Below are 24,589 nucleotides of genomic sequence, written 5' to 3' on the forward strand. Positions count from 1 at the left end.
TAGAGTTTAGAAGCTGTAAGTATTGATTTTGTGTTATTTCAAGGTTTTCTCAACTTAAACAAACCATCTGACTGGACTTCCCACGACTGCGTAGCGCGGGTGCGAAAATTATTGCGCCTCAAACGTGTAGGACATGCGGGAACCTTAGATCCAGCCGCTACAGGGGTTTTACCGATCGCACTTGGTAAAGCCACAAGACTATTGCAATATCTCCCAGAAAACAAAGCTTACAAGGCTACGATTCGCCTGGGTGTGCGGACTACAACCGATGATTTAGAAGGTGAAATCATCAATTCTCAACCTTGTGCTGGATTGAGTTTGGCAGAGGTGAAAACTGTACTGGCACAATTTGAAGGCAAGATTGAGCAAATACCACCGAGTTACAGTGCAATTCAAGTAGATGGTAAACGCCTCTACGATTTAGCACGTAAAGGTGAAATAGTGGAAGTTCCAGTGCGGACAGTGGAAATTTTTCACATAGAAATTTTGGACTGGAGAGAAGGAGATTTTCCCGAATTGGATGTTGCGATCGCATGTGGATCTGGTACATATATTAGAGCGATCGCTCGTGACTTAGGTGCAATCTTAAAAACAGGTGGCACTCTTGCGGCTTTAATCCGCACCCAAAGCAGTGGTTTCGATTTAACAGATAGTCTCACTTTGAGCGACTTAGAAACTAAACTGCAAGCCGGGACATTTCAACCTTTTGCCCCTGATGCAGCCTTGCAACATTTGTTGTCTGTTACTTTACCAGCAACATCTGCTCAAAAATGGTGTCAAGGTCAGCGAGTTTCTCTAAATTCTGATGTTACTGGGATGGTGCGAGTTTACGAAGAAGAGACTCGCTTTTTGGGTGTTGGAGAATTACAAGATGAAGTGTTGATTCCTCAAATGGTTTTTGAACCAATTTCTTGAAGAAGAATTCAGAAGTCAGAATTCAGAATTTAGGAGTGGAGCCGGAGAGGTTTCCGTTAGCTCCGGTAAGAATCAAGATGTTCTCTATGAGACACTGCGTGTAGCTTACTTTGTTAGCTGTAAGGGTACGCGGACTCACTACCCTTGCACATAATTCAATTCTGACTCCTGACTTCTGAATTCTTTCTTTTTAAACCAATTTAATGTGAAGTTGCATATATCTTGATCCCCCTAAATCCCCCTTAAAAAGGGGGACTTTGATATGATATATGTTCTTCCGGTTCCCCCCCTTAATAACTACGGTGTACACACAAGTTGAATTACCCCCCTTAGTCCCCCCTTGGAAAGGGGGGAAAAAGAAATCTAGTTCCCTCCCCTTTGCAAGGGGAGGGTTAGGGTGGGGTAAAACCTTGATTAATCAGCTATTTCAGACTTGTGTATACACCGTAGCCCTTAATAAGGGGGGCTAGTGGGGATCGAATTATATACAGCTTCATAAAAAATTGGTATTAAACCAAATAACTTGTATTGGGTACGATCGCAAAAAAGGCATACTCATACCAAGCAAATCCATCGCTGACGTTTTTCGGAACTCAACTCATATTCAAATGATAAGTAAAACCGTATTTAGAAGCAATACTTTGTACTTTCATCTGGATAGCAAATACCTTACCTGTATGGCGATATCTAGGGACAAGCCGCTTTGTTTTTACGCTATATCTGTTTTTTAAACACAATTAAAAATGTTTGATGGCAAACGCAATTTTATTGATAATTTTCAGGGCGCTGCTTATTTTCCCATCTCAGAGCATTCTCTTCAGCTACCTGCAATTTTTTTATATATTTTCTCGCCTTTGATTATCTCCTCATAGTATTGTTCATAGGGAGTAAACCTGATGGATTCTTGTCGTCCTAAACCTAAAATACCAAAGGTGCAGAGGCTATTATAAAACAGTTCATGTACCCGCTTTTGAAGTACCTGATTGAAATATATGAGGACGTTACGACAAAGGATGACATTAAACTCATTAAAAGAACCGTCAGTTGCTAAATTGTGCTGGGCAAAAACAACATTTTCTCTTAGGGATGCTCGAAAAATAGCATTGTCATAAGCTGCTGTATAATATTCTGAAAAAGACTTTTTGCCACCAGCTTTTAGATAAAGCTGAGTATATTCCTGCATCAATTTCAGGGAGAAAATCCCACTTTTGGCATTTTGTAATACCTTCTCATTCGTATCAGTAGCATATATACGGCAACGGTGGTAAAGTCCTTCTTCTTGCAGTAAAATTGCCATTGAATATACTTCTTCACCGGTTGAGCATCCAGCGTGCCAGATGCGAATAAATGGATAGGTTTGTAAGAAGGGAATAACTTGATTTCTGAAGGTGTTATAAAAGCTGGGATCGCGAAACATTGATGTTACATTCACCGTCAGAGCAAGCAAAAATCGTTCCAAATAGGCCCGGTTGTGGAGTAACCGCTCTTGCAATGCAGAAACATTTGCTAACCCCTCTAATTGCATGAAGCTATGAATGCGGCGCTTAAGTGAGGAAATAGCATAATCCCGAAAATCATAACCATAGTACTGATACATGCCTTCCAAAAGCAGATGTATTTCGATGTCCTCTAAGATCGGTTTGGGCAGAGGCATAATAATTTGTAATTCGTAATTCGTAATTCGTAATTTGTAATTTGTAATTCGTAATTATTACTCGTTAGCATTAATTAAGGATATCTTATCAATTAATAATTTTTTGACCATATAGCAATCACAGATAGTTCATGAACAAAAAATAATGAACACAAATCGCGTACTCCTACAGACAAGTAAGCTACGCGCAGCAAAGTTACTGGAACCACACAAAGTACAAAGACTCCTGCAAAGAAGTAAGCTAGCGCAGCAGACGCACCAGAAGAAAGAAATAAAGAAAATGTTTACAAACAATTTAGCGTTACGGTAAAACCCAAATAGATTTTATGTCTAAAGTAGCTTGCTGGATCAATTAAACTTGATTGCGGTGCTACTTATGGGTTTCAGTTTAACCAATTGCTGCTACTCCTAAAACAGCGATCGCAATTATTGCAATCCCAGCTAGCCATCTCACTTGGTAACGCAGATTTTTAATCTCTTGGCTCAGATTTTCTGTCTGTGGTATGGAATATGGTTGTAGTTCTGTAACTTCGATTGGTACTTGTTGGGGTGTATTTGGTAGATTTCCAAAAGACACCTGTGTATGTAGCCAACTAGTAATTAGTTGGGGACAGTTTTTCTTAAACCAATTAAAAGCTAAAGTTTTAAAAACTGGTTTGGACATTCTGGCTATTAATTTCATCACCCTATTTAGAGGCTTTGAGCGAAGCTTTTGGTTGATCAGATTGACTGAACCAACATCATAGAGACAACCCAGAATTAATTTTACAGTGGCTTCTTCACTGTTAATCAAGTTTTGCAGTAAAAGCAGAACATCATGCATACGCTCTGCTTCAATATACTTTTCTGCCAAGTTTTCTGGAGGACTTACTGAAGAATTTACGTTTGTATTTAGGGTGTTTTGTCTTACTATCGTCATATTGGTAAAATAGCAGCCATAATCATGTAAGTACACCTATCTACCGAGGGAGAGATTTTTTGTCTAGAGAGAGAAACTAAAAGCAAAAATTTCTTTGTGAGAGATATGACTATATCGTGTCTTTAAAAAGGTTATTTGTCTAGTTCCTATGAATTTTTTTTCTCCTTCTGGGTAAATAAAGTTTTTTATGAAGATGCTAATACCTCAATTTGTGCAACTACTCGTTCTAATTCGTCAATGATTACAGTGCTTTCAGTCTTTTTGAAGGCATCTACAAGCGCTCGGTAATACCAAAGAGTTCCTTCTTTACGCCCCTGAAAACGTTCCCAAAGTGATTCGCCTAAAACGCGATAATCTTTAAGAATAGATTGGGCATTGTACAGTTTATCTGCTAATGACACAAGCAGAACTGATGGAGAAGCGGTAGGAATATGAGCAATATAAGCTTCTTTGCGCTGTCGCCAGGGGGGTTTTGGAGTTGTATCAGCGTCAGTACAACCATCTACAATTGCTGTTACATTGTCACCAAAGCGACGGCGAATTTCTTCCCGTGTCGCGGCGCCGCCCTGGTCTTCGATCGCATCGTGTAAGAGGGCTGCGATCGCTTCATCTTCATTTGCCCCGTATTCTAAAGCAATACTGGCGACACCTAATAAGTGGGCAACATAGGGGACGCCTGAACCTTTACGAACTTGGTTAGCGTGCAGTTGGGTGGCATAAGTTAGGGCTGCGGTAAAGCGTTCTGAGAGCATTGTATAAAAGGAGTCAGAATAACTCCGCCGAATAAAGAAAGGGCTTGTGTCAATTTTATAACAAACCGCTCCAAGTCCAGAGGTCACAAAGGATAACAGGGGTACAGAGCTAAAATTGAAATATTTATCAAGCTTGCTACGGCGTTATCATCAACAGTGAAAAAATAGCGGTGCAGTCTTTGTATGCTGTCACTAATGAATAATTAATGCTGATGAGTTCGCAAAACCCAGAACTGCCGTTTGAACTCAATGCTAATAGTACTTTAGAAATGATGCTCCAACTGGTAGATTTTCTGGTGGTCGAGAAATCAAAGTAGGAGCCTATGTATTTAATTGCCTAGAAAGTCAGAATTTAGGTGAAGTTTTTGAGCTAAGTGCTAGTTGCCAAAGAATGCGTCTACGTCTTCACAAATCTGGATATAAAAGCATTTTTTTATTGCAAATACTATCATTATACTTTTAGATAGACAACATTTAAACCCATATTACATCGCTAGATAGATAAAAATATGATGGAATTTTATTAAATTACCTTCAAGATATGTTGTTTTCAGCAGGAGTTAAATTAATCATGCAAAATAGTTCTAGATTAAGAGAACAGGTGCTGAATAAACCAGTAGAAAAACTAAAAGTATAACTAGACAAAGTAACCCTACAAGCTGAAGCTTATGTTAAAAAAATCTTTTAGCTTCAAAATATAACGCTCATAAATTCAGGATACTAATAATGGAAACTACAGAAACAACACAAACAAATTCAACACCTTTTCCAAATATTCCACCAGTTATTGAAAGTAACGACAGTGAGTATCGTGATACTGGCGTACCTAGCACAGTTGCGATCGCAGGACATCCTCTACACCCATTGAGTGTGATCTTTCCCATCGCCTTTTTAGCCGCCGCCTTGGGAAGTGACATCGGCTACTGGTTAACTGGTGACTTCTTTTGGGCTAGGGCTTCGCTATGGTTAATCGGACTCGGATTAGCTGGAGGCGTACTTGCATCTGCGATCGGCCTCAGCGACTTTTTGAAAATTGAACGAGTCCGCAAGCGTACTGCCGGTTGGGCGCATTTGATACTTAACGTTTCTATTTTAGTTTTATCACTCATCAATTTTCTCCTGCGTTGGGGCGACGCTGAATCCCGAATAGTACCTTGGGGACTTTTAATCTCGCTTATTGTCGGTACACTAACTAGTGTTTCCGGGTGGTTCGGTGCCGAACTCTCCTATCGCCACAAAATCGGTGTAGTGGGTGCAGGTAGCAGAAGATATCCTTAATACCGTTTATTTGTGAAGTTGCATATATTTACCCCCCTTAATCCCCCCGATGCATTGGGGGGAAACCGGAAAATCTAGTTCCCTCCCCAATGCATCGGGGAGGGTTAGGGTGGGGTAAAACCTTAATTAATCAGCGATTTCAGACTTGTGTGTACACCGTAGCCCAAAACATCGGGGGGACTATTATGTGCATCTTCCTACAGAATTGGTATAACGTGTAATATCCCAAATTACGAATTATTGACAAAGGGATAGTAGAGGCTAAAATTTTGCTTAGTCTCTATTCTGTAGCAAATGCGCCAAAACCGTAACCAAACAATATTTATTATTCTTTCTGCGCTCATCGTTATACCGATGGGCTTTTTGTTTAAGTATTATAATGGGCCTGCTGATCAGTGGTTTAATGACTACGGAGCAGCTGTATTTTATGAAATATTTTGGTGTCTGTTCGCATTTTGGTTTTTCAGAAGTCGGGCAGCGATAATCCAAATTCCTATATGGGTTTTTGTCATCACCTGTATACTAGAATTCTTGCAACTTTGGCATCCGCCACTATTAGAGGAGATTCGCGCCACTTTGATAGGTAAATTGCTACTTGGCACCACCTTTGTTTGGTGGGATTTTCCTCATTATCTATTGGGTTGTGTTTTAGGTTGGTTGTGGCTGCGACAATTACACGGAATAGGTTATGCAAAAAAAAGTCAAGGTTAAACCTAATTCAAAACAGCAAAAGATTGAAGAACAACCTGATGGCAGTCTGACTGTGTATTTAAAATCTCCCCCAGTTGATGGTAAGGCTAATGAAGAGTTAATTAAACTACTAGCAGAGAAATTTGATTTACCCAAATCTCATATCAGAATTAAGTCAGGTTTGTCCTCGCGGCAAAAGCTGTTAGAAATTGATACAGATACTTAGTTGCTGCTTACTAACACCTTTTTTGAAAACTCTTCTGCCTCTTGAAGAATGTGAGGCTATATCTCACCCAGTAAATGCTCTACTAGAACCAAGAAACGAGAGACAGAAACTCACAAAATCTAATTTTTATGCTTGTGTAATACTGATATACCTTGATTGAGCTTTGACTCTTTCTATCCACGCTTGGATAGCAGGAAATTGTGTCAAATCAAACCCACCTTCATCAGCTACATGAGTGTAGGCGAACAAGGCGATATCAGCGATCGTGTAACGCTCCCCTACAAAAAAAGTGTGAGAAGTTAAGTGTTTGTCCATCAAGTTTAGTGCTGCATAACCTGGTTCACGGTTTTGATTGATAGCTTCACTATATTCTTCAGTTTTACCTAAAATAGAAATCCAAAATCTTGATTTAGCAATAAAAGGTTCATGGCTATATTGTTCAAAGCATAACCATTGCAGCACTTGCGCTCGTAAAAAGCGATCATAAGGTAAAAACTCTGTGCCTTCACTTAGATACACTAATATGGCATTTGATTCTGCCAAATATTTCCCTGGCTCGATTTCCAGAACAGGTATCTTACCGTTGGGATTTTTACTTAAAAATTCTGGTGTTCGAGTCTCGCCTTTCAAGATGTTAAGCTCTATCCTCTCAAAAGGCATACCTAGTTGTGTCAATAAAAGACGTATCTTATAGCCATTGCCAGAAGGTAAAAAATCGTACAGACGCAGTAGTTTCATGCTAAAATACAGCTAGGAATATGTTGATAACTGAAGGTTCAAAATACAATATCTTACCAAAAGATTTTCCCAAAACCGGATATTTTTTTTAATATTTAGCATCTGAGCGTACTACATAAAATTATCTGAGAAAATAAAAAAAATTATTATTTATTTCTAGAATGAGATGTTTAATACAGTCAATGGTCGAGAATAAAAGTATGTGTGGAAGATTTACTCTAAACCAGTCGTCAGAAGGATTATCTCAAGTTTTCCATGTAGAGTCAGTTCCAGATTTAGCAGCCGAATATAATATTGCACCTACGCAAATGGTGGCAACAGTGTTACAAAATCCCGAAAGCGAAAAGCGTGAATTTAAGCAGTTGCATTGGGGGTTAATTCCGTCATGGGCGAAAGATGCAGGCATGGGGGCAAAGCTGATTAACGCGAGAGCAGAAACTGTTGCCGAAAAACCCGCTTTTCGCTCGGCTTTTAAGCACAGACGCTGTTTAGTGCTAGCTGATGGCTTTTATGAGTGGCAACGTCAAGAAGGTAAGAAGCAGCCGTTTTATTTTCGTCTCCAAGATGGGCAACCCTTCGGCTTTGCAGGTTTGTGGGAGAGATGGCGATGCCTACGGCAACCCGAAGCGGGAACGCCTGCCAACGAGGAAATAATCTCTTGTACAATTTTGACAACGGCAGCTAACGAATTACTCCAACCCATCCACGAGCGGATGCCAGTGATTTTGGAGCCACAAGATTACGATTTATGGCTAGATTCGCAAGTGCAAACGCCCCAAACCCTACAGCAGCTATTGCGTCCCTATCCAGCGCTAGCAATGGTTGCCTATCCAGTTAGCACCTTGGTAAACAACTCTCGGCATAATAGCGCGGAATGTATCATACCCCTAAGTGAGAAGAATGCACCCGCAAATCAGTTAAATTAGCTATTGAGTGAACTAAGGAATTGGGGAGATGAGGGAGACAAGGGGGAAAAGAGAATAACCCATGCCCAATGCCCCATGCCCAATACCCCATGCCCAATACCCAGAGACAAATATGCCAAGAACACAAAAAAACGATAATTTTGTTGACAAATCCTTTACAGTGATGGCAGATATCATCCTGAAGATCCTGCCAACCAACAAAAAAGCTAAAGAAGCGTTTGTTTATTATCGAGATGGGATGTCGGCCCAAGCGGAAGGGGAATATGCAGAGGCATTGGAATACTATGAAGAAGCCCTAACACTAGAGGAAGATACTAACGATCGCGGCTATATTTTCTACAATATGGGGCTAATTTATGCCAGCAATGGTGACCACGAAAAGGCTTTAGAACTATATCACCAGGCAGTTGAGTTAAACCCACGTATGCCCCAAGCCTTGAACAACATCGCCGTGATTTATCACTACCAAGGCGAAAAGGAGAAAGAAGCGGGAGATAACGAGGCTGGCGAAGCACTTTTTGACCAAGCCGCAGACTATTGGATTCGAGCTATTCGCATGGCTCCCAATAACTACATCGAAGCCCAAAACTGGCTGAAAACCACCGGGCGATCGCAAATTGACGTATTCTTCTAAAAGTGAAGAGTTAGGAATTATTAACTCCTAACTCCTAACTCCTAACTCCTAACTTCTCACTCCTAACTAAAAAAAAGATGATTGACCAAGAACAAGTTCACAGAGTAGCTAATCTTGCTCGTTTAGAATTGACTCCAGAAGAGGAAGAACAATTCACTACCCAGTTGGGAAGTATTCTGGACTATATCGAACAACTGAATGAACTTGATGTCAGTAATGTACCGCCAACAACACGGGCAATTGATGTCAGCAATGTCACACGGGTGGATGAATTGCAACCCTATCCTGACCGCGAAAGCATTCTCAACAGTGCGCCTGAACAAGAAGGCGAATTTTTCAAAGTGCCAAAAATCCTTAATGCTGAATAATCAAACTGCAATGCGAGAGTTATTAGTCATTTGTCATTTGTCATTTGTCTAATTCAAACCACGCCCAGTTTTTAACGTGGTTTGAATTAGTCCTATGAAAGGCAAAGTTTTTAACCACCATAAAAGTAGAGCTACTGTTATCGCAAGGACAGGTTATGCATCAATGACCAATGACCAATGACCAATGACCAATGACTAATGACCAAAGTTATTAATGTATAATAAACCTCAAGAGTTCAGGGTGCTTTTCAAGTATTAAACCACTTGGTGGTACTGCCAAAGATATGTTGTATGTCTAAATCTGCAATCACTGTTACCGTCAAATTGTTCGCTGCTTATCAAGAAGCCTTTAAGGTTTCGGAACTGGTACTGGAGTTTCCTAATAGTATGCCAGTCAAAGCAGTATGCGATCGCCTCATAGCTGAACACCCTGAACTCTCCCAATGGCGTGATGTCACCCGCTTTGGAATTAATCTAATATTTGTCGAACCAGATACCCTACTGCAAGATGGGGATGAAGTTGTCTTAATTCCCCCAGTTAGCGGCGGGTGAGTAAAATCAGCTTTGGGTTAAAGGCTTATCGACGCGGGGATGGGGAGATAGGGAGATGAGGGAGATAATAGCTTCTAACTCCTAACTCAGCACTCCTAACTCAGCACTCAGCACTCTACTTCACCCTGGCGCGGAAACGGACAAAACCGTAAAAATCTTTGGCTAAATTGGGTAAATCTGGACTGCGCGTGATGCTTACTACCACAGCTCCATTGGTGTTAGCACCACAGTATGATGGCGCTAGTTCGTTAGCAGTATAAAAACGTCCGCGATCGCTTGCATCCTCTATATTGGTGAGGTAAACTGTGGGACTGCTAGAACCAAGGGCAAGGGCAATACCTTGATCTGCGACTGTTAAACCACCATCACCAGGAGTATTGCCATTAAACGCAGTGGAAATAAAAGTAGTACTGCTAGGTACTAAGTCGCAGAATTTAACGTTAGTAGCATTACTTGGTCCCTGGGAGAGGAAGTAGATAGTGTATTCCAACTCATCTCCTGGTTTGACGGTTCCAGCATTAATCAATCCCCGCAGGTAGCCAGCCGGCCATGTAATATAGTTATCATCAGAGGCGAATGGTTCTGGGACATAATTAGCAGCAGTAACAGCAACGTTGCTCAGACCATCGACAATATCAGTTAAATCTTGGTTATTGATGCGGGTGATGCGTTTCACTAACAAAAGCTTTGCATTCACAGCAGTAGCACCGTTATTACTTTCCCCAACACTGGTAACACGATTAGCTATAGTATCAGTGTCTCTAGTTGGTAGGTAATTTGTACACCGTGTGCTAGAGTTCCCAGTGGTGGTTGCTTCCCAGCAAGCACTAACATTAGTATCCTGGCCATTGGGGGTCAAGCTGATAGATTGTCCATTGCTAGCCCCAATTAAGGAAGACTGATATGTGTTGTCCCAAAGATTGAGAACACTTGCAGGAGGTGTATTAACCTCACTACCACTGCCATAGGCAATATAGTCAATAATTTTATCCTGATTATCGTACAACCAAATATCATCACCGGAGTTGTTGAGTTTGGGAGTCTGTCCCAACCAAGCTTGGAAAGCTGCTGCTGTGGCTTGGTGGTTGGCGTTGTTATCCCCAATCCAAATCACAGCATATTGCCCCGGTTGTAAAGTTGTGCCGTTAGGAAATGTATAAGTAAAGCCATTAGTACCATCATTATCACTAGCAGTCAGATGTCCATCTGCTAACTTCAAACCACTCAAATCTACAGTTGATGAGGAAGGATTATAGAGTTCAATAAACTCATCGTTAGTGTTAGTAGCAGTACCAGTTTCGCTGTACAAAACTTCATTGATCATGACTTTGCCAACAGTTGGTGAAACTATATCAATGATGTTTAATGGAGTTGGTTGAGTTTCACCCGGATAATAAGTCCACAAATCCAACCCTTTGGTATCTCCAAAAGAGCCATTGCATGATGTCCCAGCATTACCAGCGTTACCATTCTGACCAAATTTCCGGTCATTGCTAGCGGTGTCAAAACCATTAATTGGGTCACTGAAGGCTGGGTTTGGTGGATTAATTCCACAGAGTACTTGACCAGAAGTACCGATTTGAGTGCCACCTATAGTTTTATAACCGCGATCGTCGTAAAATCCTCTACTGTTGCCTATGGGGTTAGTAGCATTCAGCATTGTAATGGTAGGTCCACCAGTAAAATTGTTTTCCGCATCCAGCAAGGGAAAGTGATATTCACCTCCATAAGTTCTGATACGAACTTTGTAATCACTGCCAACCGGGAAAAAATTGCCACTGTTATCTTTACCATCCCAACTCATTGCTTGTTGTCCCGTTGCAGTCATAATCCCTCGCAAAAAGCGATTTTGGGAGTTAGTGGGGTCAAAATTGCTGCCATCTCGACTGATAGTGAGTTCGTAATTACCTATGACGTTGCTGCCAAAGGATAAAGTACCGCCCGTACCGAAAGAACTGTTATTTCCGACAACTGTGCCGTTGAATTGTAAATTACTAACAGCAGGAATAATTGGGCTAAGGGGAATGCCAGTTCCTTCTAAAGTGCCATCTCGTTTGTAACGGTCAACGTATGGAAGCACGTTGGTGTCGATGGAGTTGAAAAAGGTAGCGTATTGGGGACGAGCCAAGCTAACACTACCTTGAGGATTTGCCAACTGACTATCTGCCCCTAGTATATCGTGATACAGAGGTGATATCCCGTCACTGTCAAAAAAGCCAGTTTGATTACCATAGAGAACGAATCCATTCGGATCTGTGCCTCTGAGTTCTACTTTATATCGGAATCCATCTATGGTTACTGGATACACCGGAAAGTTGAGATATCGACCGTTATTACCAGTAAATAAAGCTAGATAATAGCTAAATAACCGTCCGTTAAAGTCAGTTATTGAAGTTTGATCGCTACTTCGTACCGTCACATCCCAAGCTGCAACACTAGTTTTTTGTTGATCATTAAAGTTGTTCCCATTACTCAAATCAATTTCACCTGTGGGAGCCCCATTAGCGGAAGAGTTACCCCCATCAGGGCCGTAGAAAACTATGTCATAAACTCCAGTGGATGGAGCTTGGTAATAGCAGGGAATATAGCCGTTGGGATTACCTCCGCCAGAAATAGCACGGGGGCCATTTAACTCCTGTTGGCGAGTTGAGATAAAGCCCCGCCCAGCTTGAGAAGTACACAAAAAATCTTCTGGTGTACCAGGAACAGTTTCACTGCCAATCTTGCCACTAACACGACCGGGGTTGTAAACGCGGATATTACCGTTATTTACCCCAACCGCACTGGAACCCAAAAGAATATACTCATCTTTATTGGCATAGACTTTCAGCAAAGTTCGTCGCAGCACAAGACCGCCATAAGTATCAGTACGCCACTCTAGATTAGCTCTGCTACTGCTGGCTGGGGCGCCACTGGGATATAGGGTGCGACTACCTTCAGCCTGAGCAGCTTGTATGCCAAAACTCAGGGTGCACAGTGAGAGAGCAAGGCTACTTAGTAGTTTTTTATAACGGTTGAGGGGGTTGTGATTGACCGCTAAAAGACATTTTAACAGTAGACTCATTTATGCTTCACTAGCTCCTGATTTTAATTGAATGAGTGCAATGTCTGCGACAAGGCACTCTGTGTCTACGCAATACTGTATTCACCGAGTAAGGCAAAAGTGGCGATCGCTTACTTTTAGGTTGCCCAATATATCTGAGAACCTACCATCTTGATTCACATTCACTGTGGAGTAGTTTAGCTTTACCCACCGTAGACATCGCTCAGACGGGAACAGCAATGCTGTGCCCGTCATTTACCTGAAAATGGTCTTGAGAGTGGGACGCTGCGTGAAGGGCTTTTGTTTTGCAGTAGGTAAACTAAATTATATGTATCATCATAGAGAATTGGCTTTAGCAGTTAGCTTCACTAAGTGATCTAACTCTTGCTGCATCTGACTAACAACTAATTCATAACATTCATTGACATAGTGGCGATCGCTAGCTGCTTCTCGACCGTAGCGTTCAAATACAATTGGCGGACAAACCCGTGTGTACATGGGCACAGGTAATGGAATGTTGGGCAACGGGCCAATTGCTAATCCCCAAGGTAGTCCGAGATAGATCGGAAAAACTTCCGGATCAATCCCCAACAGCCAAGGCATCCCCCACTCGTGGAGTTGCTGCATAACTTTGTAAATGTCAGCAAGCACAATTAGCGTATCGTGAGCACCCCAGGAAATCACAGGCACAATCGGCACATTTTCCCGTAACGCTAACTTGATAAATCCTTGCCGCCCCGCAAAGTAGATTTTGTTACGTAAATAACACGGTCGAAAGACATCTTCGGCTCCACCTGGATAAACTAGCACACTAGCTCCAGAGTGCAAGGCGGTATAAGCCATTTTCGGATGGGCAATGATTGCTCCAGCCTTGGCGGCCAGTTGCGCTAGTGGCGGACTAACCTGCCAAGCTTTGGGATGCATCAAACCATAAATGGGTTGCTCCACACCAAATCGGCGGAACCAGTCGTACATCACCATTGCCATGTCGGGTGCCGCGAGTCCCCCATTGTGCGAACCGACAAATAGAACTTTTTGTTGGGATGGAATGTTATCCCAGCCACTAGTTTGAACTCGGAAATAGTAGTTATACAAAAAGCCAAACACGGGCATCAGAGATTCTATGAACTTTGGATCTCGCTCATCCAAAGACCAACCGGGTTTTTTGTTTAAGAGATGTTGCTTTTTTGACATCAATGCATTTTAACAGGATTGGCAAAGGTCAAACAATCCTTTGTAGGTATAATTAGTTTTGCTCTATGCACAAAACCTGATTTCTTTAAAGACTTTATTAAAGAAGGCAGGAGGCAGATAGCGCAGCGTTAGCGAGTCCGCGAGCGTCGGGCAGGAGGCAGGAGGGAAACTGCCCGACGCTCGTTCGCCCTTGGGAGATATCAAAACTGTTGGTGTTAAATGCATTGTACTATGTTGTACTATAATGACTGATTTTCCTTAATTGCGATCGCATAATCATTGCCACATCACGGCGATTATTTTGGTGATGAGGATGGAGTGATTGCTGGTTTTGAACGCTGTTGCTGGTAAAAACCCACAACTTTTTGAAGATATGCACCAGTAAATCCGCTGTTGCAGCCTGTATAGTTACCAGTCATCCACCAACAACCGACGCCACGCACAGCGGCGGTTTCATTATTGCTGCTGGCGATAAACTGCTTATTTAACTCTCGGCGGGTGATACAGGATATAACTTGGCGTGCTGTCGCAGGGCTGTTTTCAAACTGCGTCGGTGTTAGTTCTTTTTTGAGACAATGTTTCGACCAGCCTTTTAAGGTTTCTGGTTTAACTTGCCATTCACTGTAAAGTCCATCATTTGCGATGCCGGTCTGCGGTGCAGCTAGTCGCAGCGCCTCTACCATCGCCGCGACTTGGGCATCAGAAACCTGTTGTTGTGCTTGAGCTAACAATGATGACAGTCCAAAACTGACAATCACTCCGCTAATTAGTAATCCTATGGGGTTTTTCCTCATGATTCTGGAATTATTTTTATATACCAGTATGTAGGATACTACGTTTTTACACTTAGCAATTCTCAAAGATTAGATTGAATTGGGCATTGGGCATGGGGCATTGGGCATGGGAAAGAGGCAGAGGAGAAAATTCTTCTCCCCTGCTCCCCTGCTTGATTCCCCAAATTGTTAAGCTGGGTTCCAAGTGCCGTGAAAGCTGTGGGGAATTACGCTAGGTAATCCTAGTTTGCAAACGGGTTCTGCATCCAGGCGATCGCTATCAAATATCCAAACTTCACTACTATGAGAATTACCATCGTATACAACGGTTAGCAGCCAGCCTTGTTCAGGGTTTTGGGCATCTTGGGCGTGGATGGGTTCTGAAGGATAGCGGTTTTCTCCTAAGTCGGCTTCGGTGAGGGTTTCGGTTTTGTAGTCGAAGCGGGCGATCGCACTGAAGGATTCTTTGTCTGTATCTGTTCTTTGGGGCATTAATAATATGTAAGTATAACGCCAAGGTTGCCCAACTTGCGTAGCTTGCCGCCGTAGGCATCGCTGTACTACAGGAAATTCACACTTTTGCTTGACAACTTCCTGTGTTTCTGTAACTTTACCAGTTTGGGGATTGAGACGTACTTGCCACAATGTTCCTTTAGTAACTGTGTGCGTCTCACCACTGGCAAATTCTCTGAGATATTCATTAGTTTGGTGAAAATCTGAATATCGCACCATGTCCAGAATTACTGAACCGTCTTGATCTTCATAGCCATTGCCAAAATGCCAATTAAACCAAGGATCGGTTTCGCCACGACTAACTAAGGATAAGTTTTCCCGGTCAAATATTAACACCTGGGTTCCTAACTGAGGTTCCCACAACAGAGATTCACTAAAGGTATTCAGACCTAGCATCATTGGCAGCATTTTCATCCGCATCGGTGGCATGAAAAACACCAGATATCTTTGAGTTAAAACAAAATCATGCATTATAGAGTAGCGATCTAGCTTAAAAGCAGTTTTTTGAATAATTTTGCCAGTGCGATCGCTTTTGTAGAGATTCAGTTGTACAGAACTTCCGATACTGATTCCAAAGTTAAAAATTTCGCCTGTTTGTGAATCACGTTTGTAATGAGCAGAATAAGGTAATCCGTTATCTAAAGCGCCTAAATCATCCAATCCCTTTGTTTCTAAAGTTTGTAAATCAAGGGCATAAGGATTGGTTGCTTCCCATAAAGCCAACAATTTATCAGGTAAAGCCAACACTGAAGTATTCGCAGCATTCTTGATCTGTTGACCCCAGCGCTTCCAAATCGGCCCTGGCGTATGCATCCCATAGACACCATAAAGAAACTTATCGGCTTGAGTTTCAGCTTGGTATTCTGCTGTTTGCACATAGCGATAGATTCCACTGGCTCCTGCATCCGTGAAATGGACGCCGAGAATTGCCCCATCTCCATCAAACCAGTGTCCCACACGCTCACCACCGCGTTCTAACCGTGCGGGGCCATTGCGGTAAAGTGTGCCACGCAAACCCTCTGGAATTTCGCCAGAAAGAATTGACAGTTGAGTAAGAGGAAATTCTTTTGCCGGTTCTGCGATCGCATTAGCCCAAGCTTTTTTTGTTGACTTTTTAGTTATGGTATGCATATTAAAATATTGCCCGATACGATGTACACAGTTACATATATTTATTGTTGCTATTTTTTAATCTGACCGGAGCTAACGGAAACGTCTCCGGCTTTGCTTCTGACTTCTGAATTCTTCTTCAACAAGAAAGGCTGTTTTCCTCCTGCCTCCTGCCTTCTGCCTCCTGCCTCCTCCTTACTACTCTGGTAAAAAATGCTGAAACTATTAAGATTAGAAGCATCTGCCTACTGAATATTTACTAATCTTTCCCAGCCATGCCTCTGTCACGCATAGTAACGCTGATTGTTGGTCTGATCGTCATTTTGGGGCTAGCCCTGTGGCTAATTGATTCCCTATCACGGCTCTACTGGCAATTGTCCTATTCGCCTTTGTTAGGCAATTTGCTGCTGTTACTGCTGATTGTCCTCATTGGAGCCTTGGTTGCAGCTTTCGTCTATTATGTACTGGTGATTCAATCTGGGGAAAAGCGATCGCGCCGTAACCCTAAACGAGTGACTGCGGCACAAATTCCTGCTGGCAAATCTGATGCTGCTTCTACAACTCTCCAAGCTGTGCGCCAACAGGTAGGGCAAATTCAAGATGAAGTAGCACGTCAAGCTTTATTAAGTAAATCACGAGAGATTGAAGCCAATCTAGCACGGGGTGAAATTCAAGTAGTGGTATTTGGTACAGGAAGTGCTGGTAAAACTTCCCTGGTAAATGCGATTATGGGACGCATGGTCGGTCAAGTGGATGCACCGATGGGTACAACTCAGGTTGGGGAAACTTATTGTCTGCGGTTGAAGGGATTAGAACGCAAGATTTTAATTACAGATACGCCAGGAATTTTAGAAGCGGGTGTAGCGGGAACGGAACGGGAACAAATGGCGCGAGAACTGGCAACAGAAGCAGATTTACTGTTGTTTGTGGTAGATAATGATTTACGACGCTCAGAATATGAGCCGCTGCGGGGGTTGGCAGAAATTGGGAAGCGATCGCTTTTGGTTCTCAACAAAACCGATTTATATACAGATGAAGATAAAGAATCCATCCTCGCTAGGTTGCGTCAACGGGTACGGGGATTTATTGCTACTAATGATGTGGTAGCGATCGCTGCAAATCCCCAATCTGCACAACTAGAAACTGGCGAAACCTTCCAGCCGGAACCAGATATTGTTCCTTTACTGCGGCGCACCGCTGCTGTTTTACGCGCCGAGGGTGAAGATTTGGTGGCGGATAACATTCTTTTACAATCTCTGCGATTGGGAGACGAGGCGCGAAAACTCATTGATGGCCAGCGTCGCCGTCAAGCTGACAAAATCGTGGAACGGTTTCAATGGATTGGTGCTGGTGTAGTATCAGTGACACCTATACCAGTCGTAGATTTATTGGCGACAGCCGCAGTCAACGCTCAAATGGTTGTAGAGATTGGCAGAGTGTACGGCTGTGAATTGAATATGGAACGGGGACGAGAGTTAGCCCTTTCTTTAGCGAAAACCATCGCGAGTTTAGGTATTGTCAAAGGAGCAATTCAATTATTATCTACAGCTTTGCAACTCAATGTTGCCACCTTTATTATTGGTAGGGCGATTCAAGGTGTGACAGCAGCTTATTTAACGCGAATAGCTGGTAAAAGTTTCATTGAATATTTTCGTCATGACCAAGATTGGGGTGATGGTGGAATGACAGAAGTTGTACAGCGACAGTTTCAAATTAATCGCAGAGATGAATTTATCAAAGCTTTTATTCAAGAAGCGATCGCGCGGGTAGTGAAGCCGTTACAAGATAAATCTGAAGCGATGGAGGAAGAAGAAAGTAGAGAATAATCTCAATAACTATAAAATTTTTCTACAAACTAGTGTCAAAAATGCTCCTATAGGACTCCTATTTAATTTTTGAACAAGACTCAGTACGGATCTATGCTTTCTTTCCTATTCCCTATTCCCTATTCCCTACCCACACAAGTAAAAAGTATAGGAATCCGGTTTGATTCCTATACTTTTTTGCAAAGATATTGAAGTTTTCCTCAGAAAAAATATTTTGTTGGATAAACAGCAAATTATTTCATGTCCGCTAAATTACCCATCATAAAAAGTTTGTAGTGGGGACTTCAGCCCCCAAAGCCAGGACTAAAGTCCTTACTACAAACTTTAATTCTTGTAGAGACGTAGCAGTGCTACGTCTCTACATTCTTTTTCAATAGATGTCTATTCAATTAGTCTATACGGTTTGAAACGCTTTTCTTTTGCGCTTTAGGCATAAGCCCGTAATACCAACAAGAACTGCTCCGCCAAGAGTCCCAGGTTCTGGAACGGTGGTTATATCAGTATCAACCACAAGTGTTGCAGACGAACCAAGACCACTAAATCCAAACAGATACTGATCTACAATTCCAAGATCGCCCAAAAGCGCACCTCCAATTGAGAAAAATTGCCCACTGTTGGCGTTAATATCTGCAATAGCATCCGAGTTGAGAACAAAACTTAGGATTTCATTTTGATCGCCAGAGGTGCTGACTTTAAAAGTACCGTAGTTTTTACCACTTCCCAAATCGTTATAAATATCGATATCAGGGTTATTAACTTTTTGACTAAGTACATCAGCAGATGTTGAAACATCAAACAAACCTAAAGTCTGTATTGGATCTCCTGAACCTTCAAATCGTTGAACTTGCAAAGTTGCTGAGGAGACTCCAGCTAGAGCGCCAAGATCGAATGTAAAAAAGCTACGATAACCGTTACCAGTGACATTTGCAGTTATATAGTTGTCGTTCAAGTTATTGTTAGTATCGCGCGTATTCCACCAACCTTGATTTGAGCTACTTAAACTAACAGTTGCTGCTTGCGCTACGTTCAGCGTTCCTAATCCGAATCCAACAATAGCAGCCGTCATTGCCAGTTTGTAAAAGTTTTTCATGGAATATGCCTCTAAATTTGAACCTGTTTAAGTGAAATTCACAAAAACTCTCCCTATGCAATAACTGTTTTTTAAAAGACGCAGTTTCTCCCCAATCAGAGTAACTAAACGCAGCAAAAAATTCAGTATTGAACTAGGGTTTTATCGAACAGAATTCAGGAGTCAGGAGTCAGAATTCAGCAATGTTTTCTGTACGACTGGCGGATAGCGCAGCGTTAACGAGTATTCGAGCGTCGCGTCTGAATAATCGGCGTTTTTGCACCCCCACCAAATCGTAGATTTGGTGGTCAACAAGAAAGTCGCAGGTCTGAATCCCCGACTGATTTATTCTGACTCCTGTTAGCGGTAGCGGGGCGTTTAGCCCATTCTGACTCCTGAATCCTTCTTCAAGGCATTGCAAATGATGTGTTAAATCAAACAATACTGTTATTGGCATGGTAGTGTAAAAAATATTATCGCCAGCAAAAGAATATAAACTTTACATAAAAGTTACACATTTTTTATGAATTCTTCATTTTTTATTTTCAATTACATCTAAATTCCCTTACAACGAGACAAAAAATAGCTTTGAAGTTGGAAATTTTTTATTCGTTATCTAAAAACATATCTTAGATATTAACATTCAATAACTTTCATAAATTTTGAGCAGGTGAAATCCTCTTTTTTTTAAGTAAAAATACTGGAATAAATCAATATTGCATCTAAGTAGTTAAGTTCAGTAAATCTATTCTTCAAGCATTCCGGAAACAGGAGGGAATGTCAGAAAAACTAAATAAAAGGACTTACTGAGTAACCAGGTCATGACCCACCACATAATCGGTAAATTACTACAAGGGCGTTACCAAATTGTCCAAAGCCTTGGTGCAGGGGTATTTGGACAAACATACATTGCTGTTGACGTAGATTATCCAGAGAATCCCAAATGCGTTGTTAAACAGATTAAGGTTAGCAGTTGCGAATCCGACTACTTGGATATGTTGAGGTTAATGTTTCTGACTGAAACTGAAACCCTTAAGCTTCTGGGAAGCCATCAGCAAATTCCCGAATTCATCGCTTGCTTTGAAGAAAATGAGCGATTTTATTTAGTGCAAGAGCTTATTGAAGGACATCCGCTGACTGGGGAATTACCTATTGATCAACATTGGGGGTGTCTGTGGAGTGAAAGGGAAGTTGTAGAATTTCTGATAGATGTCTTAGGTATTCTAGAATTTGTTCACTCTCAAGGCGTGATTCATTGTGATATCAAGCCAGAAAACTTAATCAGACGCACTAGCGATACCTATGGCAACGATAAAGCTTTACGCAAGTTAGTTTTGATTGACTTTGGCTCAATCCAGTCTATCGATTTTGGGATAGGTGCGGAATTGCCTATTTATAGAATTCCCGTCACTTCATTGGGATATATACCACCGGAGCAATTTATTGGACAAACACAGCCCAACAGTGATATTTATGCTTTGGGCATGATTGCCATCCAGGCTTTGACTGGGTTAGAACCATTACAATTAAAAGCTGATCCTTATACTAATGAAATTTTTTGGCGTTCTCAAAACACGCCAGTTAACGATTATCTAGCTGCTGTTCTCAGCCAAATGATCCGCTACAATTACCAAGACCGCTTTCAGTCTGCGGGTGAGGTGCTGCGGATACTTAAACAAATAATATGGGAAACTGAGCCATCACAAATATTAGAAACAGATGATAAATTTCCTCTAGAGGTGGCGATTGAGGATAATAATTCTCCAAACCCTGTATCTGGCAAATCATCCCCATTATTCACAGGGATGAAAGTAGGACTGGCGGCTAATTCTTTATTGATGGGATTTGGTGTATATTCTTTAGTTAATACTGCACCTGCATATTCAGAAACAGACACTTTATATCAAGCGAAAAAAGAATATCAAACTGGGGATTTACAAGAAGCGATCGCATTAGCGAAATCAATTCCCTCCTACAGCAATGTTTATCCAGAAGCGCAAGCAACAATTGAAGAATGGCAACAGCAATGGCAAGTTGCGGCACAGCAACACCAAATAGCACAGATAGCTTTTCATGAGAGCAGATGGTCAGATGTTCTTCATGCTGCTGCTAAAGTTCCAGATATTTTATATTGGCAATCTAGAACAGATAAACTAGTTCAAAAAGCATACGTCAATATTGAAGTACAGACGCAAGATTTATTAGCAAAAGCTTACGAAAGAGCAACTGAAAAAGATTTTTCTACTGCATTACAATATCTGCGGCAAATTCCTAAAGAAAGTTCTGCTGGTGCTTTAGTTCAAGACAAGTTAGCTGAATACAATCGAAAGCGGCAGATCAGAGCAGCTTACTTTTTACAAAAAGCTTACAAGAAAGCATCTATTGGTGATTTTAATCGAGCTGTAAAATTTCTCCGAAATATTCCCCAAGATACTCTAGTTTATGCTCAAGCTCAAATCAAATTGAATGAGTATACTCAAAAGCAACGTGTCCTGGCTGACAATCAAAAGGTAGCTTCTGTAAAAAGAATAAATTCATCCATCCCTAAAAACTCAGCTACTAGAATTGAATATTTTCAGGGAGTAAATTACCTGCAAGAGGTTAATATACGTTAATTATAAGTATGAAAAACAAAACCCATCTAGAAAGTATCTAAATGGGAAAAAATCTGGTTAATTTTTGAATTTTCTAACAGGATAAGATTCTTAACTGAATGCATATTTCAGAGGTAAGCCGTCCTGAAAAACTAGTAATTCTCCCGGTTGAATTTGTGTCCAAACTTCGTTGTCAGTGAGGGGAGTGGTAGCAATCACAGCGACGCGATCGCGTTCAGTAGTCACTTCTCGAAAATCTACAGTCATGTCTTGGTCAATTAAATGGGCAGCCGCAAAGGGCGCTTGGCGAACAATGTAGCTGAGTTTAGTTGAGCAATAAGCAAAAAAGTGTTCTCCATCTGACAATAAGTAATTAAATATACCCAATTTTGCAATTGTGTAAGTAATCTCTTGCAGCACAGAGTACAGTTCCTTTATGTCGGGCTTACCTTCAGGAAAACGCGATCGCAATGTTTCTAGCATCATACAGAATGCTTTTTCGCTATCAGTGTTACCTACAGCTTGATAAAAGCCCAAATTTTCCGGTTCAAAATCTGGCAAATTACCATTGTGGGCAAACACCCAATACTGACCCCACAATTCTCTGCGGAAAGGATGGCAGTTGTGTAAGGCAACTTCACCCTGAGTAGCTTTGCGGATATGGGCTATGACATGGGTTGAGTGGATGGGATAATTCCGCACCAACTCCGCTACCGGAGAAGCAACAGAAGGTTGGGCATCTAAAAACATTCGACATCCCTTTCCTTCAAAGAAAGCAATGCCCCAACCATCGCTATGATGATCCGTTCTTCCTCCCCGTGCAGAAAACCCTTCAAAAGAAAAGCAAATATCCGTTGGAACATTGCAGTTCATTCCGAGCAATTGGCACATGGATGTTGTAGCTCTCAATTTTTGACTAAGACCTCACGATCAAGATACTTCAGAATGCTGCATTGATTCTGGAGCGATCGCTTCAATATTGGAATTTCGTGGAGATTGGGGATACTACGGTGCATATACAAGTCTAATTACCCCCCTTAATCCCCCCTTGCCAAGGGGGGAAATAGAAAATCTAGTTCCCTCCCCAATGCATCCTACGGTGTACACACAAGTCCTAAAAACCTTGACTTTCCTCGTTCCCAGGCAGAGCCTGGGAATGCATTCATTGAGTCTCTGACTCAATATCTGACTGGAGGCAGAGCCTCTAAATCAGGCATTCCCATGCGGAGCTTGTGTTCGAGATCAACGAGAAAACAATGGAAAATCAAGCTTTTTTCGACTTGTGTGTACACCGTAGCCAATGCATCGGGGAGGGTTAGGGTGGGGTAAAACCTTGGGTTTTTCAGCGATTTCAGACTTGTGTGTACACCGTAGCTTTACAAGGGGGGTAAAAGATGTACTTCATTTCTAAGCAAAATGCTGTATTACCTTAAACAGCAAGAAATCTTTGTCTATTGTTCAGCACTCATTGAGATAACAATGACAATCTGGCTTATCAATCAATGATTCCACCAAAGCATTTAGGGCAGTTGCAGCTAAAGCGCCACCTCCCAAAGTTCCTTCAACTGTAATATAAGGTATCCCTTGTTGCATCAGTTGTCGCTTGGCTGCGGGAGCATGGCTAAAGCCAATGGGCATTCCTATTACTAATGCAGGCTGAATTTTCTGGTTAGCGATTGCTTCACAAATTTCTACAAGTACTGAGGGAGCATAACCGACTACCAGCACACAACCCGGACTTACTTGCTGCAATTTTTCTCGCCATTGTCGATGTTGCCAAAAAGCGAGTTCTGCTTCTGTGGCGGTGGTAATATGAGGGTTATCAATCAAGGTTTCAATGCGACATCCCAAGTGAACTAATCGGGTTTGATCTAAAGCAGCAGCAACCGTTTGGGTATCGACAACAATTTGACAACTTGAAGATAGAGCTGCTCGACTAGCTGCGATCGCACCTCGACTCAATTTGACAAAGGACACCAAACTCACATCGCCACAAGCCAAAACCAACTGAGAAATTAGGTGTTGTTCAATTTCTGAACGATGAGACAAATCAGGTAGTAAGCGTTGTAGCGATTCAGTAAAAGCTTCTGAATGGGTATGAATTTCGGCATCCAAGCCACTCCACAGATTTTCCAATCCCCCCAATCCGGCTTGGGTTTCGACATCCAGTAACTTGAGTTGTGCCAAAACTTCCGCCTGGATAATTTGACAATGGCGATCGCGACCCAATAATCCTTCTAATGCTGATGCAGTTTGCCGCAGTTGAGAAATTTGTTGCATCACCGCCCGATATTGTTGCTGGAGTTGTCCCATGAGGTTAACAGTTGTATCCGCCTCTGGTTCCACCTCCAAAATATTGCGGATGTGGTTTAGCTGAAACCCTTGCTGCTTCAATGCTACAATCCGTTGCAACCGGAGAATATCTTTTTTGGTATAGAGACGGTAATTGCTAGGCGATCGCACTGGTTGAGGTAGCAGTCCCAATTGATGGTAATGGCGCACCATCCGCGGAGTTAAACCGCCTCCTACTGCATCAGTGAGTTCTTTAATGGTTAAGCAATCAGCATTCATGAGACTTCTTGCAGAAGTGGGGGAAAGGGGAAGGGGTAAAGGGAAAAGGGATGGAATTTTCCCTTTACCTTTGACTTTTGACTTTTGACTTCCGCCTTGCGGTACTAGCTATCTATTATACGGAAATTTCCCGTATAACCACTCTATTAGAAGTGATTATACGGAATAAGACTTGATTTTATATAAATTTCTGTGATACTCTGCCTCTAGATACAAACTACAGTTACTTGATAAAATAACCGTA

The 24,589-nt window shown here is 41.9% G+C and carries 22 protein-coding genes and 1 pseudogene; 10 read left to right on the plus strand and 13 right to left on the minus strand.

Going from position 1 to position 24,589, the window contains the following annotated elements:
- Positions 1-30 precede the first annotated feature (30 nt).
- Positions 31-915 (plus strand): tRNA pseudouridine(55) synthase TruB, encoded by an 885-nt coding sequence (gene truB / locus HUN01_RS34455; RefSeq protein WP_181929929.1) that lies wholly within the window; start codon positions 31-33, stop codon positions 913-915.
- A gap of 509 nt (positions 916-1,424) precedes the next feature.
- Here truB and HUN01_RS36730 read toward each other — a convergent pair.
- The 4 genes and pseudogenes from HUN01_RS36730 to HUN01_RS34470 form a co-directional block, all read right to left on the minus strand.
- A pseudogene (locus HUN01_RS36730) lies at positions 1,425-1,640 on the minus strand (hypothetical protein); the annotation flags it as partial.
- 92 nt (positions 1,641-1,732) lie between these two features.
- Positions 1,733-2,569, minus strand: coding sequence for a CheR family methyltransferase (locus HUN01_RS34460; protein WP_181929930.1), 837 nt, complete (start codon positions 2,567-2,569; stop codon positions 1,733-1,735).
- A 388-nt stretch (positions 2,570-2,957) separates the two neighbouring features.
- Entirely contained in the window at positions 2,958-3,488 is a 531-nt protein-coding gene (locus HUN01_RS34465) for a hypothetical protein (RefSeq protein ID WP_181929931.1), read from the minus strand.
- Positions 3,489-3,673: 185 nt separating this feature from the next.
- Positions 3,674-4,240: an HD domain-containing protein gene (locus HUN01_RS34470; RefSeq protein WP_181929932.1), complete on the minus strand. Its 567-nt coding sequence runs from the start codon at positions 4,238-4,240 to the stop codon at positions 3,674-3,676.
- Positions 4,241-4,966: 726 nt separating this feature from the next.
- Here HUN01_RS34470 and HUN01_RS34475 point away from each other — a divergent pair.
- The 3 genes from HUN01_RS34475 to HUN01_RS34485 all read left to right on the plus strand — a co-directional run bounded on the left by HUN01_RS34475 (position 4,967) and on the right by HUN01_RS34485 (position 6,434).
- The gene (locus HUN01_RS34475; protein ID WP_181929933.1) at positions 4,967-5,518 is read left to right on the plus strand and encodes a DUF2231 domain-containing protein; all 552 of its coding nucleotides are present in this window, start codon (positions 4,967-4,969) and stop codon (positions 5,516-5,518) included.
- A 294-nt stretch (positions 5,519-5,812) separates the two neighbouring features.
- Positions 5,813-6,229: a ribosomal maturation YjgA family protein gene (locus tag HUN01_RS34480; protein ID WP_181929934.1), complete on the plus strand. Its 417-nt coding sequence runs from the start codon at positions 5,813-5,815 to the stop codon at positions 6,227-6,229.
- Positions 6,207-6,434: a DUF167 domain-containing protein gene (locus HUN01_RS34485; protein ID WP_181929935.1), complete on the plus strand. Its 228-nt coding sequence runs from the start codon at positions 6,207-6,209 to the stop codon at positions 6,432-6,434. The genes HUN01_RS34480 and HUN01_RS34485 overlap by 23 nt, the downstream gene beginning before the upstream one ends.
- Positions 6,435-6,560: 126 nt before the next feature.
- On the opposite strand, the gene HUN01_RS34490 is transcribed toward HUN01_RS34485, so the two are convergent.
- Positions 6,561-7,172, minus strand: a complete 612-nt coding sequence (locus tag HUN01_RS34490) for a glutathione S-transferase family protein (RefSeq protein ID WP_181929936.1) — start codon at positions 7,170-7,172, stop codon at positions 6,561-6,563.
- Between the two features lie 200 nt (positions 7,173-7,372).
- Between HUN01_RS34490 and HUN01_RS34495 the strand changes: the two genes are divergently transcribed.
- The 4 genes from HUN01_RS34495 (at position 7,373) to HUN01_RS34510 (ending at position 9,652) form a co-directional block, all read left to right on the plus strand.
- Positions 7,373-8,098, plus strand: a complete 726-nt coding sequence (locus HUN01_RS34495; protein ID WP_181932943.1) for an SOS response-associated peptidase — start codon at positions 7,373-7,375, stop codon at positions 8,096-8,098.
- Positions 8,099-8,210: 112 nt separating this feature from the next.
- Positions 8,211-8,732 (plus strand): photosystem I assembly protein Ycf3, encoded by a 522-nt coding sequence (locus HUN01_RS34500; protein ID WP_181932944.1) that lies wholly within the window; start codon positions 8,211-8,213, stop codon positions 8,730-8,732.
- Between the two features lie 77 nt (positions 8,733-8,809).
- On the plus strand, positions 8,810-9,100 hold the full coding sequence (gatC, locus tag HUN01_RS34505; RefSeq protein WP_181929937.1) for an Asp-tRNA(Asn)/Glu-tRNA(Gln) amidotransferase subunit GatC: 291 nt from the start codon (positions 8,810-8,812) through the stop codon (positions 9,098-9,100).
- A gap of 291 nt (positions 9,101-9,391) precedes the next feature.
- Positions 9,392-9,652: a MoaD/ThiS family protein gene (locus HUN01_RS34510; protein WP_181929938.1), complete on the plus strand. Its 261-nt coding sequence runs from the start codon at positions 9,392-9,394 to the stop codon at positions 9,650-9,652.
- A 115-nt stretch (positions 9,653-9,767) separates the two neighbouring features.
- Here the strand turns inward: HUN01_RS34510 and HUN01_RS35875 are convergent, their stop codons facing one another.
- The 4 genes from HUN01_RS35875 to HUN01_RS34530 form a co-directional block, all read right to left on the minus strand.
- Complete coding sequence (locus HUN01_RS35875) at positions 9,768-12,716, minus strand: lamin tail domain-containing protein (RefSeq protein ID WP_238845915.1); 2,949 nt, start codon at positions 12,714-12,716, stop codon at positions 9,768-9,770.
- Between the two features lie 315 nt (positions 12,717-13,031).
- Positions 13,032-13,889: a lysophospholipid acyltransferase family protein gene (locus HUN01_RS34520; RefSeq protein ID WP_181929939.1), complete on the minus strand. Its 858-nt coding sequence runs from the start codon at positions 13,887-13,889 to the stop codon at positions 13,032-13,034.
- Between the two features lie 296 nt (positions 13,890-14,185).
- Positions 14,186-14,683 carry a hypothetical protein gene (locus tag HUN01_RS34525; protein ID WP_238845917.1) on the minus strand — a complete coding sequence of 166 codons (498 nt, stop codon included), beginning with the start codon at positions 14,681-14,683 and terminating at the stop codon, positions 14,186-14,188.
- Positions 14,684-14,851: 168 nt separating this feature from the next.
- Positions 14,852-16,306, minus strand: a complete 1,455-nt coding sequence (locus HUN01_RS34530; protein WP_181929940.1) for a carotenoid oxygenase family protein — start codon at positions 16,304-16,306, stop codon at positions 14,852-14,854.
- 254 nt (positions 16,307-16,560) lie between these two features.
- On the opposite strand from HUN01_RS34530, the gene HUN01_RS34535 reads away from it, so the two are divergent.
- Positions 16,561-18,111 (plus strand): YcjF family protein, encoded by a 1,551-nt coding sequence (locus HUN01_RS34535; RefSeq protein WP_181929941.1) that lies wholly within the window; start codon positions 16,561-16,563, stop codon positions 18,109-18,111.
- Between the two features lie 394 nt (positions 18,112-18,505).
- Here the strand turns inward: HUN01_RS34535 and HUN01_RS34540 are convergent, their stop codons facing one another.
- On the minus strand, positions 18,506-19,201 hold the full coding sequence (locus HUN01_RS34540; protein WP_181929942.1) for a PEP-CTERM sorting domain-containing protein: 696 nt from the start codon (positions 19,199-19,201) through the stop codon (positions 18,506-18,508).
- Positions 19,202-19,370: 169 nt separating this feature from the next.
- The gene (locus HUN01_RS34545) at positions 19,371-19,637 is read right to left on the minus strand and encodes a hypothetical protein (RefSeq protein WP_181929943.1); all 267 of its coding nucleotides are present in this window, start codon (positions 19,635-19,637) and stop codon (positions 19,371-19,373) included.
- 364 nt (positions 19,638-20,001) lie between these two features.
- Here HUN01_RS34545 and HUN01_RS34550 point away from each other — a divergent pair, with 364 nt between their 5' ends.
- On the plus strand, positions 20,002-21,795 hold the full coding sequence (locus tag HUN01_RS34550) for a serine/threonine-protein kinase (protein WP_181929944.1): 1,794 nt from the start codon (positions 20,002-20,004) through the stop codon (positions 21,793-21,795).
- A 90-nt stretch (positions 21,796-21,885) separates the two neighbouring features.
- Here HUN01_RS34550 and HUN01_RS34555 read toward each other — a convergent pair whose 3' ends face one another.
- Together HUN01_RS34555 and HUN01_RS34560 are read right to left on the minus strand one after the other, a co-directional pair.
- Positions 21,886-22,665, minus strand: coding sequence for a class II glutamine amidotransferase (locus HUN01_RS34555; protein ID WP_181929945.1), 780 nt, complete (start codon positions 22,663-22,665; stop codon positions 21,886-21,888).
- Between the two features lie 567 nt (positions 22,666-23,232).
- Positions 23,233-24,345 (minus strand): precorrin-8X methylmutase, encoded by a 1,113-nt coding sequence (locus tag HUN01_RS34560; protein ID WP_069073250.1) that lies wholly within the window; start codon positions 24,343-24,345, stop codon positions 23,233-23,235.
- Between the last annotated feature and the right edge of the window lie 244 nt (positions 24,346-24,589).

This window comes from Nostoc edaphicum CCNP1411, assembly GCF_014023275.1.
Taxonomy (GTDB): Bacteria; Cyanobacteriota; Cyanobacteriia; order Cyanobacteriales; family Nostocaceae; genus Nostoc; species Nostoc edaphicum_A.

What these genes read in the sequence shown, in the direction of transcription:
- HUN01_RS34555 (WP_181929945.1), bottom strand. Translation starts at nt 22,665, where the DNA reads ATGTGCCAATTGCTCGGAATGAACTGCAATGTTCCAACGGATATTTGC.
- HUN01_RS34535 (WP_181929941.1), top strand. Translation starts at nt 16,561, where the DNA reads ATGCCTCTGTCACGCATAGTAACGCTGATTGTTGGTCTGATCGTCATT.
- HUN01_RS34465 (WP_181929931.1), bottom strand. Translation starts at nt 3,488, where the DNA reads ATGACGATAGTAAGACAAAACACCCTAAATACAAACGTAAATTCTTCA.
- HUN01_RS35875 (WP_238845915.1), bottom strand. Translation starts at nt 12,716, where the DNA reads ATGAGTCTACTGTTAAAATGTCTTTTAGCGGTCAATCACAACCCCCTC.
- HUN01_RS34475 (WP_181929933.1), top strand. Translation starts at nt 4,967, where the DNA reads ATGGAAACTACAGAAACAACACAAACAAATTCAACACCTTTTCCAAAT.
- HUN01_RS34470 (WP_181929932.1), bottom strand. Translation starts at nt 4,240, where the DNA reads ATGCTCTCAGAACGCTTTACCGCAGCCCTAACTTATGCCACCCAACTG.
- HUN01_RS34485 (WP_181929935.1), top strand. Translation starts at nt 6,207, where the DNA reads ATGCAAAAAAAAGTCAAGGTTAAACCTAATTCAAAACAGCAAAAGATT.
- HUN01_RS34460 (WP_181929930.1), bottom strand. Translation starts at nt 2,569, where the DNA reads ATGCCTCTGCCCAAACCGATCTTAGAGGACATCGAAATACATCTGCTT.
- HUN01_RS34480 (WP_181929934.1), top strand. Translation starts at nt 5,813, where the DNA reads ATGCGCCAAAACCGTAACCAAACAATATTTATTATTCTTTCTGCGCTC.
- HUN01_RS34530 (WP_181929940.1), bottom strand. Translation starts at nt 16,306, where the DNA reads ATGCATACCATAACTAAAAAGTCAACAAAAAAAGCTTGGGCTAATGCG.
- HUN01_RS34540 (WP_181929942.1), bottom strand. Translation starts at nt 19,201, where the DNA reads ATGAAAAACTTTTACAAACTGGCAATGACGGCTGCTATTGTTGGATTC.
- HUN01_RS34520 (WP_181929939.1), bottom strand. Translation starts at nt 13,889, where the DNA reads ATGTCAAAAAAGCAACATCTCTTAAACAAAAAACCCGGTTGGTCTTTG.
- HUN01_RS34510 (WP_181929938.1), top strand. Translation starts at nt 9,392, where the DNA reads ATGTCTAAATCTGCAATCACTGTTACCGTCAAATTGTTCGCTGCTTAT.
- HUN01_RS34525 (WP_238845917.1), bottom strand. Translation starts at nt 14,683, where the DNA reads ATGAGGAAAAACCCCATAGGATTACTAATTAGCGGAGTGATTGTCAGT.
- HUN01_RS34545 (WP_181929943.1), bottom strand. Translation starts at nt 19,637, where the DNA reads ATGCCAATAACAGTATTGTTTGATTTAACACATCATTTGCAATGCCTT.
- HUN01_RS34550 (WP_181929944.1), top strand. Translation starts at nt 20,002, where the DNA reads ATGACCCACCACATAATCGGTAAATTACTACAAGGGCGTTACCAAATT.
- HUN01_RS34560 (WP_069073250.1), bottom strand. Translation starts at nt 24,345, where the DNA reads ATGAATGCTGATTGCTTAACCATTAAAGAACTCACTGATGCAGTAGGA.
- HUN01_RS34500 (WP_181932944.1), top strand. Translation starts at nt 8,211, where the DNA reads ATGCCAAGAACACAAAAAAACGATAATTTTGTTGACAAATCCTTTACA.
- HUN01_RS34490 (WP_181929936.1), bottom strand. Translation starts at nt 7,172, where the DNA reads ATGAAACTACTGCGTCTGTACGATTTTTTACCTTCTGGCAATGGCTAT.
- HUN01_RS34495 (WP_181932943.1), top strand. Translation starts at nt 7,373, where the DNA reads ATGTGTGGAAGATTTACTCTAAACCAGTCGTCAGAAGGATTATCTCAA.
- gatC (WP_181929937.1), top strand. Translation starts at nt 8,810, where the DNA reads ATGATTGACCAAGAACAAGTTCACAGAGTAGCTAATCTTGCTCGTTTA.